This is a genomic window from Candidatus Campbellbacteria bacterium (genome assembly GCA_028817035.1).
Taxonomy (GTDB): domain Bacteria; phylum Patescibacteriota; class Minisyncoccia; order Phycocordibacterales; family JABAAK01; genus JAPPQH01.
Genome location: JAPPQH010000005.1, coordinates 45,275 through 63,499, shown reverse-complemented (window position 1 = coordinate 63,499; position 18,225 = coordinate 45,275). Strand labels below are relative to the sequence as shown.

Below are 18,225 nucleotides of genomic sequence, written 5' to 3'. Positions count from 1 at the left end.
CATACAAGATACAGGTGGCAGAACCAGGTAGCAGTCAGAAATCAAATGCAGTAACGATTACCATAACAGCACAAGCAAGTGTCAACGGAACACCAGCAGCAGGGTCAACAGGTTCTGCAGGTGCACTTGCTTTAAATGTGGGAGGGAATGGTGTTACTCACTACAAGTATAAGGTTGTGGCAGGAAATTCTTGTTCTGGGGGGACTTACATCCCTTCTTCTTCTTGGAGAGCGGTATCAACCTCAACCACAACGGCAGAAATAACAGACACACTTACACAAACTGGACAAATTAGTGTCTGTGTATTGGGTGCGACAGATGTGAATGGGGCAAACGCACAAGAAGAATCATCTGCTACAAAACATACATTTACAAGAACAGCACCCGCACAAGTGCCAACGCCACCACCACCTGCACAAACTGCACCAACAATTTCTGTAATTACTTTATGTACATTAAATATCAATGATTGTACCCCACATTCTGTATCAAATGGTGGTTCACTCACTTCAGTTAAAAGGTATTTCCAGACTGTAACAGGATGTTCTGATGGTGGTAAGGCAACATCTCTATATGTCAACGGTAACTCTGTTCCCGCACATACCACAAGTAGGAATAGTGGCTCTACAGGTAGTCACTCAATAATTTGTCCTTCATCTATAGGAAGATCGGGGCATTACTTGATTTACCCAATACTCAATGCGGGAAATGATGTAGGAAGTTATTCTCTCAACAATGGACAAAACACAATACAAGTAAGATATGCAGATGGAACAGCATCACAGACATTTACAATCACCATAACAGCACCATCACCACCACCCGCACAAACTGCTCCAACAATCACAGCGATTGGTGTTGGTAGTGGTAGCACTCCATGTAGGGAAGGCGGTTCGTATAGCCCTTGGAATAGCAACTGTTCAAGAATCACAAATGGAGGGTCAACTACTAACAATAAGATTGTGTATATCTTCGGTTGTCGTACAAGAACAGAAAGTCTTTCTTTCCAAATAAAAAAAGATAATGGCATGTATGCAAACCTGGCAGCAACCCATAGAACTGATCCAAACAAAAATCCATCAACGAATGAATCTGCCTGCCCTACGGCGAGCCAATCTGCTACAGGAGGCAATGGATATTATATAGTGTATCCTAGTAGTAATCTCTGGAACTCAGTAAGAGACCCAGGAACATATAAAATACGAGTGGCAAGATCGGGTAGCAGTCAGTGGTCAAACCCAGTAACAATCACCATAACACCTGCATCACCACCCGCAGACACCACACCTCCTACGGTCTCAATAACTCCTAATCCCTTGTCAATAACAGGGGTTGGCGTGACTTCAACAATCACAGTGAGATTTTCTGAGGCGGTTACTGGTTTTGTTGCTGCTGAACTTACTGCATCTGTTGGAACGCTTTCAAACTTCGCAGGTAGTGGGACAACTTACACGGCAACATACACACCGCCTGCAAACTCAGATGGAACAGCAAATATCAATGTGGCAGCTGGTGTAGCACAAGATGCAGCAGGGAACGACAACACAGCAGCACCACAACGATCAATTACCTACAACACCCGTCCTCCTGTCACACCACCAATAATTTTTAAATTTAGTTTATGTTCATCTGCTAGGTCTGGTTGTAGTCAACACACTGTATCAGACGGTGGTTTACTTACTTCAAATAGAAGGTATTTCAATTGGATATCAGGATGTTCTGATGCTGGCCAAGCAACATCTCTATATATCAACGGTAGTCCTGTTCTAGCGCATACCACAAGTATGAACGGTGGATCTAGAGGTAGTAACTCACTACATTGTCCATCATCTAAAGGAAGATCGGGGCATTACTGGATTTATCCAATACTTAATGCAGGAGAAGAGACAGGAAGGTATCCTCTCGACAATGGACAAAACACAATACAAGTAAGGTATGCAGATGGAACAGCATCGCGGACATTTAGGGTAATAATTACAGCGTCAGACAACACACCACCAACAGTTAAGGTGAGGTTTAATGAGCCAGCAAATCCGAGAGCCACAACGACCACGGCGACTGTGACTGCGACGGATGCAGAGAGTGGTGTTGGTAGTATTAAATGGAAATATGTCACTTCAGCCACCCAAAGCTGTCCTACCAGCGCATCGTCATACACCAACACACCCGCACTCACAGTTAGTGGCAAAACAAAAACAGCAACAATCACGGACATACGTTTGACCGAGACAAGAAAGATTTGTGTAATAGCGACAAATACAGTTTCCCTTTCGCAGATATCGTCTCCTAAAACAGTTCCACCAAAGCCATTAGACAGAAGTGCGAGCGATACTGGGTCTGACGGCTGGAATCTTGTGGGGCGACTTTGGAATAGTGTGGTTGGTTGGGTGTATCTTAATTGTGATGAAAATAGTAGGGGCGAGAAGTGTCCTTTTGATACTACTACCAACTCCAAAATAAAAGTAACATATAAACCTGGTCCATCGGAGTTAAGTGGCATCGCATACAATCCTATTATCGGTGAGATTTCATTTAATAAGGAAGATGTTAATAATTGTCCTGCTACTACTGGTATGTTTGGTAGTGGTACTATTTGTCGCGATGGAAGTTTAACTTCTACCCCAAGTTGGGATGAAGATAGATCTTTTATAAACGAAGAGCTTGGCTTAGGGGTTGGCGATGATGTGTCTTTGCTTGATTTTGTTTCGCCAAAAATTTATTTGGTGAGCAAATCAAAAGGCGAGTTGGTAGTTTTAACAGAAGCAGGCAACGAGTGGACAAGGCAAAATGAGAAAGTGACAAGCCCAACTTCTATAAGTGCATCTGGGAATAAAGTCGCTGTTTTTAGTGATACTCAAGAGACCGAAGGAAGTTCTAAAAAATATAAAATTCATGTTTTTGATACGGCAGATAGTGATGCAATAGCAAAAAAAGAGGTTGAGTTCGTTACCAATAGTGATACAACACCTGCAACCAGTTTGGCGATATCTGATTCCTTGATTGTATTGGGTGTGAGTAATATACCAACCAATACGGGCTCTGTGCGTTACTGGAAAAAACAAGGTGGGAGATGGGGGAGTATGCAGACTCTAACTCTACCAGACCCAAGCACTGTCCTGGGCTTCGGTTACTCTGTCGCGACAGATGGCGACACGCTTGTGGTGGGTGCACCTGCAACCAATAGTAGTCAAGGTAAAGTATATGTTTATAATGCCAAGACACTATCAAAAATAAAAACATTACAACCACCACCGCGTCAACCACCATCTAGCTCATCTCGATGGTTTGGCTGGTCTGTCGCGATAGATGGCGACACTCTTGTGGTGGGTGCATCGTGGGAAAGCGCGATATATATCTATGAGACTTCAGACCTTGATGCAGAACCAGAAAAAGAGACAGTTGAGTCTGTTTCATACTTAGGTCAATTTGTATCGGTAAAGGGCAACACGATTGCTGTTGATAGTGGTTTTTCAGGGAGGGAATCTGTTTATTTATATAGAAAACAAGGTAATTCATGGGAAAGAGACAGTAATAGTCTAGCAGGTTCTAATCCTGTTTTGTCATCATCTGGGGCAAGGGTTTTGGTAGCCAGTCGGCAAGGTCCGCGAGATAATAAAATAAAAAGTGTTAAGTTGTATGCTCGGACTTCCAGCGAAACGGCTACTCAAACCTGTGATTGTAGGGCGAGGATAATTAATGAGGACAGAGTACACAAATTGACAGGTTGGGCGAGAGTGAAGGGTTTTAAGGATGAAGACCATAATTTCGGCTGGATTTCTTTTGACAATTCAAATACATCTACATCTACATTAACATTAAATACAGAAAAAAAATATGAAGTCGTAGTGAGAAGTAATAGAGAAAATTCGCCTTTTGGTGAGAGGGAGCTTCGTGGATGGGCTTGGAGTGATAACTTTGGTTTTTTCCGTTTTTGTGATAGAAATGCCGACAGAGAGATCTCTTCTTGTTTGGGTGGTGAGAGGTTGGAAGAAGGTCAGTTGATACCACGCGACCTTGTGAATATAATTCCAAATCCTGGTGAACAATTCATAGATATCTCAATCCGAGATTCTGGTGTTGGTAATGAGATAGATGTAAGTTTTGATTGTGGTAATCTCGTTTCGTCAGCGACAAACTTTGGTTTACCTCCAGAGGATTTGAAGAAACCATCTGGAAGTACAGGAAGGGTAGCATCTCCAGGGATACTCCGTTATTTTGTGGACTGTGGAACTCCAACTAATGCCGGTGGATTAACCACACCATTTTATACAAAAAGAATACGCGGTGAGTTTTCTGTGGAAGGTTTTCTCGGAAGTTTTGCTGCAGAGCCGCAGTTGATAAGGAGTGAGGATAATGTAAAACTTGTCACGGAGGATATAAGGGAGTACCTGTCTGAGTCACCAGTAAAAATATTAAATGATGTTGAACCAGGTCCTGTCTTGAATGATAAATTTGTTGTTTCTCATGTGGAGGGTGTGACGGAAGTGGCATTTGCTTTTGTGCCTGGTAGTACCACTGATAAGAATGCTTGTTCATCAGCATCACCATACACTGACTTTACAAAAGAAGGTAACATATACTCAACGAGCATAAGTACAAATAACGGTATGAAGGTTTGTGTAAGGGTAAAGACGGGAACCACTTCTGATAATGACGTTTCTTATAGATATCTCTTGTCATCAGAGAAGATTAATATAGCGACTGGGTCCCCATCAGACACATCTCAGGATGTGGAGCCTGAGGATGAACCAAAATTAACTTGTGGTGTTTATGACATCACTACTACTGTTGAGAAAACAGATGCCGACCCTGGTAAAAATCTAATAGGAACTAAAAAGAGTATCAATGCAGAGGGTACGGGTGGTATAGCATATAAATGGAGTAATAAGGACAGCGCATACATATACACCATCACTGCCACAACAGACTCTGGGGTTGAGACAGAAAAAAGATATGAGTTGGAATGTAAAAGAGATGAAAAACCTGTGGTGAGCCAATTTGCGCGAGTAAAAATAAGACCAACTTTCTTCAGAAACTTTTTGGGTAATTAGTTTTGGCGGCGTGCGGAGTTCTTGTGTTTAGATGTGTTGAGATATAAGTTCAGACACTGTTATGTCTAAATCTTTTATTTTGGGTATGTCGTAATATGAAAAATATTCTTCTATCGCTTCCACATCTCTTTTTCTTATAGGAAAGTGTGCTGTTCCGCCTATTGTTTCTGTGGTTGTAAAAACCAACTGTGTTTCTGCTTCACTTCTTTTTACTATGTTGTAACCATTTATTGTTTCAATTTTGTATACGGTGTCTCTTGCTATCGCTCCTTTTTCATTAAGTCGGAACTCGCAAAAGTCGGGCTTTCTGCTGGATAAAACTTTTATAAATATGCCGCCCAATATCGCGATAATCGCGAAGAGTATGTTGTCATATATAAACGCCACCACCGCGATGGTTATTGAAACAATCATCACTATTATTGGTCTGTCTTTTGATTTCTTTCTGTATTGAAACTCATAGGCATTCCAGCATATATTGGGCAGTTGTTTCTGCTCTGTTTTTTGGCTCTCTTGTTTTAAGTCCATATATACATTATATAATGAACTCAATGCGTTACTTAGGCATAGATTTTGGAACGAAAAAAATAGGGGTATCAGTATCTGATGATAGTGGTAATGTCGCGTTTCCTCTTAGGACTCTAAAAAACAAAAAAGGTGTTTTAGAGGATGTGAAGGGGATGGTGGAAGAAAGGGGTATTGGTGTCATTGTTATCGGTGAGCCGAGAGGTATGGGGAGCGCTGAAAATAGGGTTATGGCGGAGGCAAAGGCGATGGCGAAGGAGATAAATGATTTTTGTGGTGTGCCTGTTGTTTTTGAGCCAGAGTGGTACACAACGGCAGAGGCGAAGAGGGTTGATAGTGATGTTGATATTGATGCACGGGCTGCGACAATAATTCTGCAGAGTTATCTGGATCGTATGAGTCACAAAAGGAAAAAGGATGAGAGGGGTGGCGGTGTTTCACGAAGTGATGGTGTTGTGCGAAGTGGCGGTGTTGTGCGAAGTGATGGTGTTGTGCGAAGTGGTGGTGTGGCGAGCGGCGAGCAGACACAAAAAAGCAAGTTTGCTGAAAAGATTGGTGTATTAAAAAATTACCTTGCGCGGAGCGCTGACAATTTTATTGGTAGGTCTGTCCTCGGTCTCATCTCTTTTCTTGAAGCAATTTTCTTTCCTGTCCCGCCCGATTTTTTTCTTGTGCCGATGGTTCTTTCAAGCAGGAAGTCGTGGTTCTTGCTTGCGATTATTACAACGATAGGTTCTGTTCTTGGAGGTCTGGCGAGTTATGGTATTGGTTTTTTGTTTCAGGATTTTGCGGCAGGTTTAGATTCTTTTGATGAATATTTTGCGCAAGTGGAACAATACACGACAAGCATCATATTTCTTACAATCATAGTGGCATTTACTCCCATACCTTACAAGGTCTTTGCGATCATCGGTGGTTTTTTGGGCATATCATTAATTGCATTTTTCATTGGTTCGCTTATAGGAAGGGCAACCCGATTTTTACTTGTCGCTTTTTGTGCGAGCCTTTTTGGGACTGCTATTTTTGATGTCATGGATAAAAAATATAGGAATCACATTTATTTTGCGATTATCTTGCTGATTGTTTTGGGTGCAGTGTTTTATGTTTATCACAGCTGATGTTTGGCGCTGGGGTGTTGTGTTGATTGGGAGTTGCTGTCGTGATTGCTGTTATGTGTGCTGCCATATGTGCCGTTATGTGTGCCGCTATATGTGCCGCCATTTTGTATATAGGTGTATGTAATGTACAATTATTTATTGGAAGGGTGGCAGAGTGGCCGATTGCACCGGTCTTGAAAACCGGAGTGTCCGCAAGGGCACCGTGGGTTCGAATCCCACCCCTTCCGCATACAAAATAAAAGATGGTTTTATTACCATCTTTTATTTTTTATATGGGGTGGGTTCGAACGAGCCCGATAGGGCTATAGGTTCGGCGCTTTTTTCTTAACGAGCGACAGCGAGTTTAGAAAACAGTTTCACTTGCGAAGCAAGTGAAAAATCCCACCCCTTCCGCATAAATAATAAAAGATGTGCCTTGCGCACAGCGAACAAAATAGATTGGAGTGTGTGAGTATGACCTTTGCGAGCCTGCGAGCAAAATCAAGCGAGTGGCGAAGCCACGAGCGATAATAAATAGAAAGGAGCGAAGCGACTGTGAGTGTTCCCACCCCATTTCCCAAAAACCACAAAATGATATAATTAAAGTGTAATTAAATATGAAAAAAGGGTTAATTATCACAATTATAATCTTATTTGTAGTATTTATAATCTTATCCTTTGTCGCTGGTTTGTTTTATAAAGAGGTCTTGTTGAACTTTGATGATTCAAAATACATAGAATACGACAGCGAGGGAAACATTATTTATGTTGGCGACACTCCACCACCACCTCCACCAATAGACATCGCACCAACAACACCCGCACCGACACAACCTACACCAAAACCAAAAACACCCATCACCACGAGCAAGCCCGTCCCAGATTCTTATGTCGCAAGCAGGGTCCCACCGACACAATCAAAAGACAGACCAACTGTCATATTAGAAGAGGGTGAAGGTCATTGGGTAGACAGGCACGGCATAATTCATAACAAAGCAAAAATTTCAGTTCGCAACGACACCATAGAATTTATAGGACCTATTGACAGAAAGTCATATGCTGATTTTGCAGATGCAATTAACAGACATAACAAAAGAATAAAAACACTCATAATAAACTCCGATGGCGGCAACACAAAACACGGAAAATATATGGGTCATTGGGTATATGATAACGAGATAGATGTCCGAGTGCGAACCCTCTGCTTTTCATCTTGCGCGAATTACATATTTCCAGCAGGTGACAACAAGTATATTGAAGCAGGGGCACAAATAGGGTGGCATGGCAATGTGTTAGGTCAGCTTGATGGAATTTCAGAGGAAGAGGCAATCAGAAGGTTTCGCGAAGTTGTGCGAAAGCAGATTGTGGAAGAACTTAAGCTTGATAATGTTAATATTGAAGAAGAATTAAAAAAGAAGGTCGCAGAATACAAACAAGATCTGAAAAACGAAGTCGCTTTTTATAAAAAGATTGGCGTTAATTCTGATGTTTCAAATTATTTTTCAAAAACCACAAGAATGTCTCAACATGAAATAGACAGGGCAGCAGCATTAAACGCTTTGACAAAGACAACCCAAGAAGATTTCAGAGTTGACGGGCACACTTTCAGCATTGAAAGTATGAAACATTTTGGAATAAACAATGTGACATATCTTGGAACAGACAGATTTCCCCAAACCCCTCTTTTGCGAACTGAAGGCAAAATTTTTCTTTTAGAATTACTTCCATAGCATAAGGAATTACCAATCGCTCCGTGTGGTACAATGTTTTTATGTTAGATATTGTCTTTTGGATATTTGTTTTTGTTCTCACAATTCTTCTTCTTGTAAAAGGATCAGATTTGTTTTTGGATGGAACTGAAAAACTTGGCTATGCTCTTGGGTTGCGCCCCTTTGTGCTTGGTGTGTTTGTGCTTGGTTTTGGAACCTCACTGCCAGAACTTTCAAGTGCGATATCTGCAGTTGTGCAGGGCTCTCCATCACTTGTCCCATCACTTGTCATTGGTTCAAATGTTGCGAACATATTACTTATAATAGGAATAGCAGCAATCTTCTCAATAAGGATTTACATTTCAAAACGCCTTTCAAGAGAAGAAGTCCCAATATTTATAACAGCAACAGTTATCTTTCTTGCCGTCATAATAGACAGAGAGATAGTGTTCCAAGAAGCGATTGTTTTGTTTATCTCTGGTATCGTGTATATCATTTACACACTCATAAATCAGCCCGAACAAAAAAATGAAGACAACAAAAAAAATGTTCCGCGGACAAGCAGAGAAGACAATATATACAACTTGGTAAAACTGATAAGTGGCGGTCTCATCGTTGGAGTGTCGTCAATCTATCTGATCCGTTCTGCTGTTTTCTTGTCCAGCACTATCGGCGTTGGGGAAGAGTTGATTGCGATAACAGCCATCGCCATAGGAACCTCACTTCCAGAATTAAGCGTCTCCATACAGGCAGCAAGGAAGAAGAATATAGAGATAATTCTCGGCAATATTTTTGGCTCAAATATCTTTAATTCCCTCATAATAGCAGGTCTGGCAGGTCTTTTTTCAACACTTCCCATTGACGGACAGGCACTGTCAATCGGTATGCCGTTCCTTGCTGTTTCGTCAATTTTGATAGCCATCACGGTTTTTGCACGGGTTATCCGCACTTGGGAGGGGTTGCTCTATATCGCACTTTATATTATTTTTATAGGAAACCTATTTGAATTATTTTAATCACAATATGGAAGAAATAATAGCACAAGGCATCATACTCGGAAACACAGTTGAGCAGTTAACTACTGCCTTTGTGGTGTTCATCGTTGTGAGCATCGCAGGGATAATTTTTCGCGTTTACATAATCAGGTTTCTTGAAAAAATGGTTTCAAAAGATGAAGAGTCAGTGTGTAGAGTTATGCTTCACGCAGCCGAATCTTTCAAGTCAGATTTTTATTATGTCGTCGCAGCAATCATCGCGCTTAACTTACTGACACTTCCCGACCTGCTCGGCACGATTGTTTTTGGAGTGCTTTGGATATGGGTTGTGTATAGGATGATTGGTGGCTTGAGATTGATTGTAACTCACACAATACACAAAACACTGATGAAAAGTAAACAGAAGGGAGTTACAGCGATTGGAAAGTTTATGGATGCGACAACGACCATATTGATATGGATTATCGCGGTCCTTCTCATCCTCTCCAACCTCGGAGTAAACATAACATCACTTGTCGCTGGTCTTGGTGTCGGTGGTTTGGCGATAGCGCTTTCCCTAAGAAAAGTTTTTGAGGATTTGTTCAGCACCTTCACAATCTACGCAGACAATATAATGGAAGTTGGCGATTATGTAAAAACAGGAAAACATGATGGAGTGGTGGAGAGAATTGGGCTCCGCGCAACAGTTATAAGAGACAGCCAAGGTAAAGAAGTAATCATACCAAACAGCGACATAACCGGTAACGCAACAGAGAACTCAAGAAATCCAAAAGACAGAAAAATTACTGTTGCTTTTTATGTCGGCTCAGCAACCACTCAGACAAAAAAATTGGAGAATATAAGCAAGATTTTAGGGGAGAGTATAGATGCAATTGATGGCGTTGACTTCATATCTGCGGGAATATCTGACATTGACCTGCACGGCATATTGATCTCTGTCTCATACAAGATAAACAACAAAAACCTCTCAAACAGGGTAAGTCTCGCAGAGGCAGTCAATGTGGCAATTCTCAAATCACTTGAATCCAATAAAATTAAACTCGCAACATCCGTCTATCCTGTTTCAAAATAAGGCTCATTATCCCATCCAAATCCCATCCAATCTCACCCATCTTTGTGATACAATAAAAAATATAAGATAAAGCTTATGTTAAAAATAAAAGATGGTGTTTTTGGATATGCAGGCAAGCCCGTCACCAAACCTATTAATTTTGAAGCAAACCAAAAAGAAGTAGTTTCTATAATTGGACCATCGGGGTGTGGCAAAACAACAATACTTAAAACAATATCTGGGACAACGCCCATCCTTGAGGGTGAGTTGTTTGTTGATGGTGAAGCTCGGACTAAAGAGTGGCTGAACAAAAACACATCACGAACGCTACAAAACTTTCCGCTTTTACACTGGCTCACTGTTGAGCAAAACCTATCTCTCGTGGTTAAACTCTGTGGCATAAAGTCAATTGACATCAACCATATACTAAATGAATTTTCTGCCTACCACATCAAAGACAAATACCCACACGAACTCTCTGGTGGGGAGAGATGTCGTGCCTCAATATCACAGTCAGTGATAAACGAGCCAAAGATTTTGTCGTTGGATGAGCCATTTAATGGGCTTGATTGGCGAGTAAAAGATGAAATAGCAACAAAACTTTTCAAATTTGCAGAATCACACAGCGCAGTGGTCTTGTTTGTTACGCACGACCTATATGATGCCACCTTGTATTCCAAACGATCTGTTGTATTAGGTAAAAACAAACCATCTCGTATTCGTCGTATTGTTCAATCAGACGAAAGCGACTCTGTAGAACAGATTAAAAGTAGCATATTAGAAGAATGATTATGAAATTATTTTATATATTAAAAAGCATAATCCACTACACAATATCGGTACTCTTATTACTGGCAGTTTGGCAGTTGGTAATAATAATTTGGGATTTTCCTAAATTTATTCTCCCTGCACCGCTTGATGTTTTTTCAACCCTGTGGAATGAAAGAGAATTTTTTGTTCAGCCAACGCTTGAAACATTGTTCCACGCTGGAGTGGGAGGATTGATTGGCATAGTGGCTGGAACCATAACTGGATTTTTAATTGCGTATTCAAAGATTTTGCTTTATATATTTGAGCCTTATATAGTCATATTCCAAAGTTTCCCAAGAGAATCACTCATTCCGTTGTTTATTGTTTGGTTTGGGTTTGGAAGTATATCAAAGATTATAAACGCGTTCTTACTTCCGTTTTTTCCGTTTGTAATAATTGTTATGACGAACTTATTAAATACTCGTCAAGATTATATTGAGCTTATGAGAAATCACGGCTTCACCAAATGGCAAGAATTTTTATATTGTCGCATACCTAATTCAATCTACAATATTGCTGGCTCATTAAAAATAATCGCACCTTTTGCTCTCATAGCGGCAATTCTCGCTGAGTTTTTCGGTGGAGGCACAGGTCTTGGTCATGTGATCATCTCATCTGGTTCTGATTTTCGCTTAGATAGAACTTTTGCCTCTCTTGTTATTCTTTCCTTTATAGGCTTGATTTTATTGACTTTTATAAAGTTTTTACAGGAAGTGGTGTTAAAACGCTTTAGACACGAGCAGTAATGGGCTACTTGATATTCTTAGCATTTTAATATATATATATATATATTAATAGACATTAAAAACATTAAATTATGAAAGGAAAAATATTATTACTTGTTTTGTTGGTGATAATACTCATAGTAGTGGTATATGGGTTTAGAAATTCTTCTGACGATGAAAATGTTGGTAGCGCACAGCTCACACCGTTTGAGTTCATTATTGACTGGCAGGCAGAACCAACCTACCTTGGCGTTTATTATGCCCGTTCAAGCGGTTTATTTGAGAGATTGGGACTTGATGTTGACATCATAACCTCATGGGGTGCTCACAATGTTACCTCTTCGGTTGCTGCTGGTAAATACAAAATAGGGACGGCATCTGGCGGTGCAACAGTCATAGCAAACAGCAACGGCGCAGAGATTGTTTCGCTCGGTGTTTTATATCCGAAAATACCAACGACCTTGTTTGGTTTGGGATCAAAGGGTATAGAAGCACCTGAAGACTTGAAAGGAAAAAGAATTGGGGTTTATCCAAACAGCATAACAAAGGACGAACTGAAGGCATTTATGAAAATCAACGGCATTAATGATGATGATGTTGAGATTGTCTCACTTACTGGTGCAGACATTCCCTTAGTTCTATCTGACACGATAGATGCTTCTTTGAACTACACCGAGTTAAGTCCGGTGCAGCTCGCGCTTGATAATGAAGTATATGAGATTTTGTTGGCTGAATATGGTGTTACTGGATATGGTCTAAACATCGTAACATCAAGGAGCGCTTATGAAACAGAGCAAGAACTCATAAGAGATGTGTCAAGAGCAGTAGTGCGTGCTTACAGGGATGGATGTCGGAATAAAGATGACGCAGTCGCTTCATTCTTAGAAGAATTTCCAGAGAAAGACCCAAATTATGTTGCTAATAGTTGGGAGCGTGTGTGTGATAAGTTGATTGACGGCAACTACGGAGATCAAAATGAAAGGGGATGGCAGGAAACCATTGATACCTATAAAGAATTAGGTTTGTTGGGCGATACTGTATTCACAACAAGAGATATACTTCCTTAAATTTTTTGGAAATTTTGTAAGTAAGTATGGTTAAACCCCCGATTTCATCGGGGGTTTAAGTTGCCTATAGTGAAAAATTCTGATAAATTTGGTTATAATGGTAAACACCCATGGGGGCGATTAGCTCAGTTGGTTTAGAGCATTCGGTTTACACCCGAAAGGTCGGAGGTTCGAACCCTCCATCGCCCACATAAAAATTAAATGGACAAAAAGTCAGATTTCATAATTCTCCACGAAGATAAGGATGTGGTTGTGATAAACAAGCCCGCGCATTGTTTGGTGCACAAGGGCAGAGCGTCTGATGAAGAGACCATCGCTGATTGGGTTCTTGATAAGTATCCCGATATTATTGAAGTGGGCGAACCATTCATTACAAAAGAAGGAAAAGAAATTTTACGACCAGGGATAGTCCATCGTCTTGACCGTGAGACATCGGGTGTCCTCGTGATAGCAAAGACAAGAGAATGTTTTATGTTTTTGAAACGGCAGTTTCAGAGCAGGGAAGTGAAAAAAGAATATCAAGCATTTGTATATGGAAATGTTAAAAAACAACGAGGGACTGTTTCGCGTGACATCATCACAGACAAAAAAGATATAAGAAAAAAAACAGTTGCACGGGCAAGTGAGAGTGGGCGTGAAGCGATAACGGAATATGTTGTCTTGTCTGCATCAAAAGAAGCGTCATTTATCTCTTTGTTTCCAAAAACAGGTCGGACTCATCAGATAAGGGTTCATATGAAGTCAATCGGTCACCCCATAGTTTGTGACAAAAGATATGCCTCTGGGCTTGACTGCATCTTGGGATTTGACCGTCTCGCACTTCACGCCCACTCAATAACTGTTCGTCTGCCGTCCTCAAGCGCCGAACCCACCACATTTAAGGCACCTACACCAAAAGATTTTGAAAAAGCGCTTAATGTTTTGTAAGATTTCTTGCCCTTTTCAAAAATATCTGTTTGTGCTATTATTCTTAATATGAAATTTTCAAGTGTAGTCCATTCTCCAGTTGATATTGAAAGCCGCCGCAGCCTTTCTTTGCGGGCGGGCGACACTGTGCGCGTTCATCAGAGAGTTCCAGAAAAAGATCGCATACGCATACAGGTCTTTGAGGGTCTGGTTATCGCCAGAAAGCACGGAAAAGAATCAGGTGCAACTTTTACAGTCAGGCGTATCAATGATGCCTTTGGTGTTGAAAAGGTTTTTCCGCTTTACTCTCCAATGATAGATAAAATAGAAATTGTTCGGCGTGCAAAAGTCCGACACTCAAAACTTTATTTTGTAAGAGAAAAATCACCTAAGGTGATTCGTCAAAAATTGCGCCGTTCAGAGAATATTAATGAAGCAACAAGCAGTGAAGAGGAGATAAAGAAAAACGCAGCCCAAAAAGCGAAACAGGAAGAAGAAGCGAAAGCAAAGCAGGAAGCAGCAGAGGCAGAAGCTGCAAAACAAAAAGAAGAGGAAGTGAAAAAAGCAGAGGCAGAAGCAGAAGCGAAAACGGAAGAGCAAAAAGTGGAGCAGAGCACAGAAGTAAAACAGGAAACAAAGGAAGAGGTAAAACAGGAAGAGAAAGAAGAAGTGAAACAAGAGGAGAATAAATAAACATGAAAGTCAGCAAAGAACAGCATGATTGAGCTCTGGGTAGACATAGTTGGATGGATTGGAGCATTTTTAATCCTATTAGCGTATTATCTTGTTTCTTCTAAAAAAGTCCAATCTGATAAAAGTGTCTATCAACTTATGAATTTAGTTGGTGCGATTGGTATTGGAATAAACGCTTTTCATAGAGAAGCATTCCCATCTTTTACGCTTGAAATCGTGTGGGGAACCATTGCGATTGTTACCCTTATAAAATTGAGGTATAATTAAATTAGTTCTGATATAGTCAAATAATTATATAGTGCATTTTCAGAATGATAATCTATAATTTGTATGAATAATATCAACCCAAAAACAGGAACCGTTGTAATAGCAATAGTCACCATAATTTATGTGATAAGTGCTCCTGTTGCGACTTACTCACATTGGGCATTAGCCATGCTTTCTGTTGTGATAGCCGGTATCGTTGCCGTCTATTTGTATCGTTGGTTGGCTGGCTACCTTGATAAACAAGTGTATAATGTGCTTCTGATTATCCTCTTTGTCTTGTTTGTTCCGTATGTAAGTTTTTACCTATTGCAAGGAATAGAGTATATATTTTAGTCGCCCACTCCGTTCGCTTGACGCAACTCGCAGGCTCGCTGGGTAGACGCGCACGCTTGAGGGCTGGAGTACATAGATTAGAAAAATGATATAGAATATATCTATATGCTCAGGTGGCGACTTTTTATTATCGCTCGGCAGTTTCACCGCCTCGCTTGACGCAACTCGCAGGCTCGTTGCGGTCGGACTTATGCCTTTACAACCTATTTCGCTTGCTTCCACCCCATTTCTCAAAATTCCCAAAATGATATAAGATATATCTATATGCTCAGGTGGCGGAACTGGTAGACGCGCACGCTTGAGGGGCGTGTGGGAGCAATCCCGTGGAGGTTCAAGTCCTCTCCTGAGCACCAAGTTCCGCCACCGAGGTGGCGACTTTTTATTGTCGCTCGCCTCCACACTCTGCGACCCTTTTTGAGGTATAATTAAATTAGTTCTGAGCCAGTCGGTTCATGTCCTTTTAACAAATAATATGGAGGTCGCCATCGTGGATTCTGAAGGACGACTTGGTATTTATGGGGATTGTCCCGAATGGGTTGTTTATCTCTGTAAAACTGACGGATCGAAAGAAGAGAAAAAGTTTGCTGATATTTTCAAAAAGGGAAATAGTTTTGAGGTGGTGATTGTGGGGAATGACGGAAAGCCAACCCAAACCTTTAGCGCAAGCACGCTTTTCAATGCCAAACAATGCCTTGAAGAAATGTTTGGCATCACCTTTGAAACTTCCAACCCCACCACCCCCTAAGAATCTTTAGCAGATTTTTAGGGGGTAGTTTTTTCCCACACGCCATCATTTTTCTTTTGACCCAATTTTCTCGGTTGCAGGGCAGGGCGGTGCGTGGTAGAATAAAGTATGAGTGTTTGGGAAAAACATAAAACTCTTATTTCCACGGTTTTAATTTTTCTTGGTCTGGTATTGGCTTTTTGGCTCGGAATGGAGTGGCACAAGGCAATATATTTTGACATTTGTCTTGACCTTGGCGGAGGGTCAAACCCTGGTGGCTACCCAATCTGTGTTGTTGAAGAACACAGGCTATAGAAAATAACAGGGAATAATTTATTTTTATTTGGTGTGAGAGATTGGGGAGAAGTGATATATTGCAAGTTTTCCAACAAAATCACTTAAAAACAGGACTTGTTTCATTAGATGCTTGTTAAATTTCAGAAAAATTGGGTGTGTGATATACTGCTTTTGTTGTTTAGTGGGTGGGATAAATAGACCATGTCAAAGATGAACATCAAGGGAATACTTCAAAATATCAATAAAAATAAGAAGTCAGTATTAAAAACACTTCTAATACTTTTATTGCTAGTTTTTGTCTTTATTTTCTTTCTTGTGCCACGAATAGAATTTTTTAGTAAATATGGTGTTTTGCTTGGTGTGGAGGGTGGTGATGCAGTCTATAATCAAGTAAATATAAATAGCGAGGTTGTGGGTGAAAGCGAAGAGGGGTGGACAAATTTATTACCAATTCCAAACTCTCAAGAATATATTTCATTAATTAATAGCTTTGGCGAAGGTCGTGATATAGGGTGTGGTAAGGAGATAATCAAAAAAGCAGAAAATGGTAACCACATAGAGAATTCATGGTGTATAAAACATAATGGAAATTATTTTGTATCAACAACTTCACCAAATGAGTTTTGGTATGATGAAGAAAATGTAATTTATGAGAAATGCGTTAAAGTCAAATACTATGATTCTATTGGGACAAACGGCTGTGAAGAAAGAGGGCTTTTCCTAAATAATAAACAAATAGCGAGTACAAAAGAATACATAAAAGAAATAGATGTCGGAGAACGTTATCTAGCAGAATATTTGGGGGTCCCCTTGTCAGACAAAAAAATAGATAGATTGCGACCAGCACCATCTTTTACTAACTACATATTTAAGAAAATCAAGGGCGTAGTGATTTATCAAAAGGAGGAAGGACAAAAATTTTATATATATGATATAACAGACGGAACGACCGTGGTAGTACATGAAAAATTGCCAGTGACAGACTTCTTTTTAGATGATAATAATACTATTGTTAGAATATTTCGACAAGAAAATTATGATAACCTTGAGGGTCTAGGCTTGGGATATCTGAAATATGGCGATAATGAATACACAAATATTATTGATTTGGATTATGTTGATGGTGATTTTTATCTTTTAAAATTTGACTACAAAAGAAAATTATCTAGACTAGTTGAACTCAATGCTGACCTTGTAAAAAATGGAGGGAAGGTAGACGATATTACCATAAATGTAATCAGATCATTTTTCTCATATGATGAAAATGCAATAAACTCATTTCCATTTTGTGATAATAAAACAATAGTTTGTATATATGAAGACGGCCATTATGCTTATAAAACAAAACATCCACTCAAGACAGACAGCCGTTCCTTATATGACAACATAATGATAATTGATGGAGAATGGCGAGGGGATTACATACCAGATTATATAGAATACTCAAAACCAATTTTTGAAAATGGAAAACTAAGATACTTAGTTTTTACCAAACGTTTTCACGGTAGCTTATACCTTGTTGATTTTGAGAAAGGGTGGAAATATGAATCTATTGAATATCCAGGACTTCGGCAATTTCTTTCATATGGCAAGTACAGATTTCTTAATGTGATTAAGAAATAATTAAATATGTTTTATCGGGGTGTCTAAAGGGAACACTCACTGCTCGACAACACTTCGTGTTGTCTGCGCCATAGGGGTGCACCCCTATGCGCTCAACAAAACAAAGACATTGTTTTGTTTCGCTGACCCCTGCAGGGGGTTCGGAAACCCCCTGCAACCCCGTCCGTGAGAATTCCCGCTTAGACCAAAAACCAATTACAAATACCACAAGGGTATTTGTAATTGATTTCAAGGGTGTCTAAAGGGATTCGAACCCTCACTGCAGGCTCCACAAGCCCGAGTGCTAACCATTACACCATAGACACCATGCCATATCATTTTATATTATTTGTGGGAAAACTTCCAGCGTGAT

General features: G+C 40.2%; 16 protein-coding genes and 4 tRNA genes. 18 read left to right on the top strand and 2 right to left on the bottom strand.

Translation table 11 applies throughout. The features are described 5' to 3' along the window. The first annotated feature begins 14 nt into the window (after positions 1 to 14). Positions 15 to 5,051: an Ig-like domain-containing protein gene (locus OXU73_00790; GenBank protein ID MDD9867855.1), complete on the top strand. Its 5,037-nt coding sequence runs from the start codon at positions 15 to 17 to the stop codon at positions 5,049 to 5,051. Positions 5,052 to 5,078: 27 nt separating this feature from the next. Here OXU73_00790 and OXU73_00785 read toward each other — a convergent pair whose 3' ends face one another. Next, a complete protein-coding gene (locus OXU73_00785; GenBank protein MDD9867854.1) occupies positions 5,079 to 5,579 on the bottom strand; it encodes a hypothetical protein in 501 nt (166 codons plus the stop codon). A 23-nt stretch (positions 5,580 to 5,602) separates the two neighbouring features. On the opposite strand from OXU73_00785, the gene ruvX reads away from it, so the two are divergent. From ruvX to OXU73_00700, 17 genes are all read left to right on the top strand, one after another. Next, positions 5,603 to 6,694, top strand: a complete 1,092-nt coding sequence (gene ruvX / locus OXU73_00780) for a Holliday junction resolvase RuvX (GenBank protein MDD9867853.1) — start codon at positions 5,603 to 5,605, stop codon at positions 6,692 to 6,694. Positions 6,695 to 6,834: 140 nt separating this feature from the next. Continuing rightward, a tRNA-Ser gene (locus tag OXU73_00775) sits at positions 6,835 to 6,921 on the top strand. 369 nt (positions 6,922 to 7,290) lie between these two features. Continuing rightward, complete coding sequence (locus OXU73_00770; GenBank protein ID MDD9867852.1) at positions 7,291 to 8,403, top strand: hypothetical protein; 1,113 nt, start codon at positions 7,291 to 7,293, stop codon at positions 8,401 to 8,403. Between the two features lie 41 nt (positions 8,404 to 8,444). After that, positions 8,445 to 9,398: a calcium/sodium antiporter gene (locus OXU73_00765; protein ID MDD9867851.1), complete on the top strand. Its 954-nt coding sequence runs from the start codon at positions 8,445 to 8,447 to the stop codon at positions 9,396 to 9,398. A 7-nt stretch (positions 9,399 to 9,405) separates the two neighbouring features. Then, the gene (locus OXU73_00760) at positions 9,406 to 10,449 is read left to right on the top strand and encodes a mechanosensitive ion channel (GenBank protein ID MDD9867850.1); all 1,044 of its coding nucleotides are present in this window, start codon (positions 9,406 to 9,408) and stop codon (positions 10,447 to 10,449) included. Between the two features lie 75 nt (positions 10,450 to 10,524). Further along, positions 10,525 to 11,217 carry an ATP-binding cassette domain-containing protein gene (locus OXU73_00755; protein MDD9867849.1) on the top strand — a complete coding sequence of 231 codons (693 nt, stop codon included), beginning with the start codon at positions 10,525 to 10,527 and terminating at the stop codon, positions 11,215 to 11,217. Between the two features lie 2 nt (positions 11,218 to 11,219). Further along, a complete protein-coding gene (locus OXU73_00750) occupies positions 11,220 to 11,984 on the top strand; it encodes an ABC transporter permease (protein MDD9867848.1) in 765 nt (254 codons plus the stop codon). 71 nt (positions 11,985 to 12,055) lie between these two features. Beyond that, a complete protein-coding gene (locus OXU73_00745; protein MDD9867847.1) occupies positions 12,056 to 13,030 on the top strand; it encodes an ABC transporter substrate-binding protein in 975 nt (324 codons plus the stop codon). 114 nt (positions 13,031 to 13,144) lie between these two features. Further along, positions 13,145 to 13,219, top strand: a tRNA-Val gene (locus OXU73_00740). A 12-nt stretch (positions 13,220 to 13,231) separates the two neighbouring features. Beyond that, entirely contained in the window at positions 13,232 to 13,957 is a 726-nt protein-coding gene (locus tag OXU73_00735) for an RNA pseudouridine synthase (protein ID MDD9867846.1), read from the top strand. A gap of 48 nt (positions 13,958 to 14,005) precedes the next feature. After that, positions 14,006 to 14,629 (top strand): 50S ribosomal protein L19, encoded by a 624-nt coding sequence (gene rplS / locus OXU73_00730; GenBank protein MDD9867845.1) that lies wholly within the window; start codon positions 14,006 to 14,008, stop codon positions 14,627 to 14,629. A 24-nt stretch (positions 14,630 to 14,653) separates the two neighbouring features. After that, positions 14,654 to 14,896: a hypothetical protein gene (locus OXU73_00725; protein ID MDD9867844.1), complete on the top strand. Its 243-nt coding sequence runs from the start codon at positions 14,654 to 14,656 to the stop codon at positions 14,894 to 14,896. 63 nt (positions 14,897 to 14,959) lie between these two features. Then, entirely contained in the window at positions 14,960 to 15,229 is a 270-nt protein-coding gene (locus OXU73_00720; GenBank protein ID MDD9867843.1) for a hypothetical protein, read from the top strand. 266 nt (positions 15,230 to 15,495) lie between these two features. Further along, positions 15,496 to 15,582, top strand: a tRNA-Leu gene (locus tag OXU73_00715). A gap of 119 nt (positions 15,583 to 15,701) precedes the next feature. Continuing rightward, on the top strand, positions 15,702 to 15,974 hold the full coding sequence (locus OXU73_00710; protein MDD9867842.1) for a hypothetical protein: 273 nt from the start codon (positions 15,702 to 15,704) through the stop codon (positions 15,972 to 15,974). A gap of 108 nt (positions 15,975 to 16,082) precedes the next feature. Beyond that, on the top strand, positions 16,083 to 16,268 hold the full coding sequence (locus tag OXU73_00705; GenBank protein ID MDD9867841.1) for a hypothetical protein: 186 nt from the start codon (positions 16,083 to 16,085) through the stop codon (positions 16,266 to 16,268). A 183-nt stretch (positions 16,269 to 16,451) separates the two neighbouring features. Further along, positions 16,452 to 17,873 carry a hypothetical protein gene (locus OXU73_00700; protein MDD9867840.1) on the top strand — a complete coding sequence of 474 codons (1,422 nt, stop codon included), beginning with the start codon at positions 16,452 to 16,454 and terminating at the stop codon, positions 17,871 to 17,873. 233 nt (positions 17,874 to 18,106) lie between these two features. Here OXU73_00700 and OXU73_00695 read toward each other — a convergent pair. Next, positions 18,107 to 18,178 (bottom strand) — tRNA-His (locus tag OXU73_00695). Positions 18,179 to 18,225 lie beyond the last annotated feature (47 nt).

Coding starts and splice junctions, on each gene's coding strand:
- OXU73_00785 (MDD9867854.1), bottom strand. CDS start 5,579: ATGGACTTAAAACAAGAGAGCCAAAAAACAGAGCAGAAACAACTGCCC.
- ruvX (MDD9867853.1), top strand. CDS start 5,603: ATGCGTTACTTAGGCATAGATTTTGGAACGAAAAAAATAGGGGTATCA.
- OXU73_00770 (MDD9867852.1), top strand. CDS start 7,291: ATGAAAAAAGGGTTAATTATCACAATTATAATCTTATTTGTAGTATTT.
- OXU73_00765 (MDD9867851.1), top strand. CDS start 8,445: ATGTTAGATATTGTCTTTTGGATATTTGTTTTTGTTCTCACAATTCTT.
- OXU73_00760 (MDD9867850.1), top strand. CDS start 9,406: ATGGAAGAAATAATAGCACAAGGCATCATACTCGGAAACACAGTTGAG.
- OXU73_00755 (MDD9867849.1), top strand. CDS start 10,525: ATGTTAAAAATAAAAGATGGTGTTTTTGGATATGCAGGCAAGCCCGTC.
- OXU73_00750 (MDD9867848.1), top strand. CDS start 11,220: ATGAAATTATTTTATATATTAAAAAGCATAATCCACTACACAATATCG.
- OXU73_00745 (MDD9867847.1), top strand. CDS start 12,056: ATGAAAGGAAAAATATTATTACTTGTTTTGTTGGTGATAATACTCATA.
- OXU73_00735 (MDD9867846.1), top strand. CDS start 13,232: ATGGACAAAAAGTCAGATTTCATAATTCTCCACGAAGATAAGGATGTG.
- rplS (MDD9867845.1), top strand. CDS start 14,006: ATGAAATTTTCAAGTGTAGTCCATTCTCCAGTTGATATTGAAAGCCGC.
- OXU73_00725 (MDD9867844.1), top strand. CDS start 14,654: ATGATTGAGCTCTGGGTAGACATAGTTGGATGGATTGGAGCATTTTTA.
- OXU73_00720 (MDD9867843.1), top strand. CDS start 14,960: ATGAATAATATCAACCCAAAAACAGGAACCGTTGTAATAGCAATAGTC.
- OXU73_00710 (MDD9867842.1), top strand. CDS start 15,702: ATGGAGGTCGCCATCGTGGATTCTGAAGGACGACTTGGTATTTATGGG.
- OXU73_00705 (MDD9867841.1), top strand. CDS start 16,083: ATGAGTGTTTGGGAAAAACATAAAACTCTTATTTCCACGGTTTTAATT.
- OXU73_00700 (MDD9867840.1), top strand. CDS start 16,452: ATGTCAAAGATGAACATCAAGGGAATACTTCAAAATATCAATAAAAAT.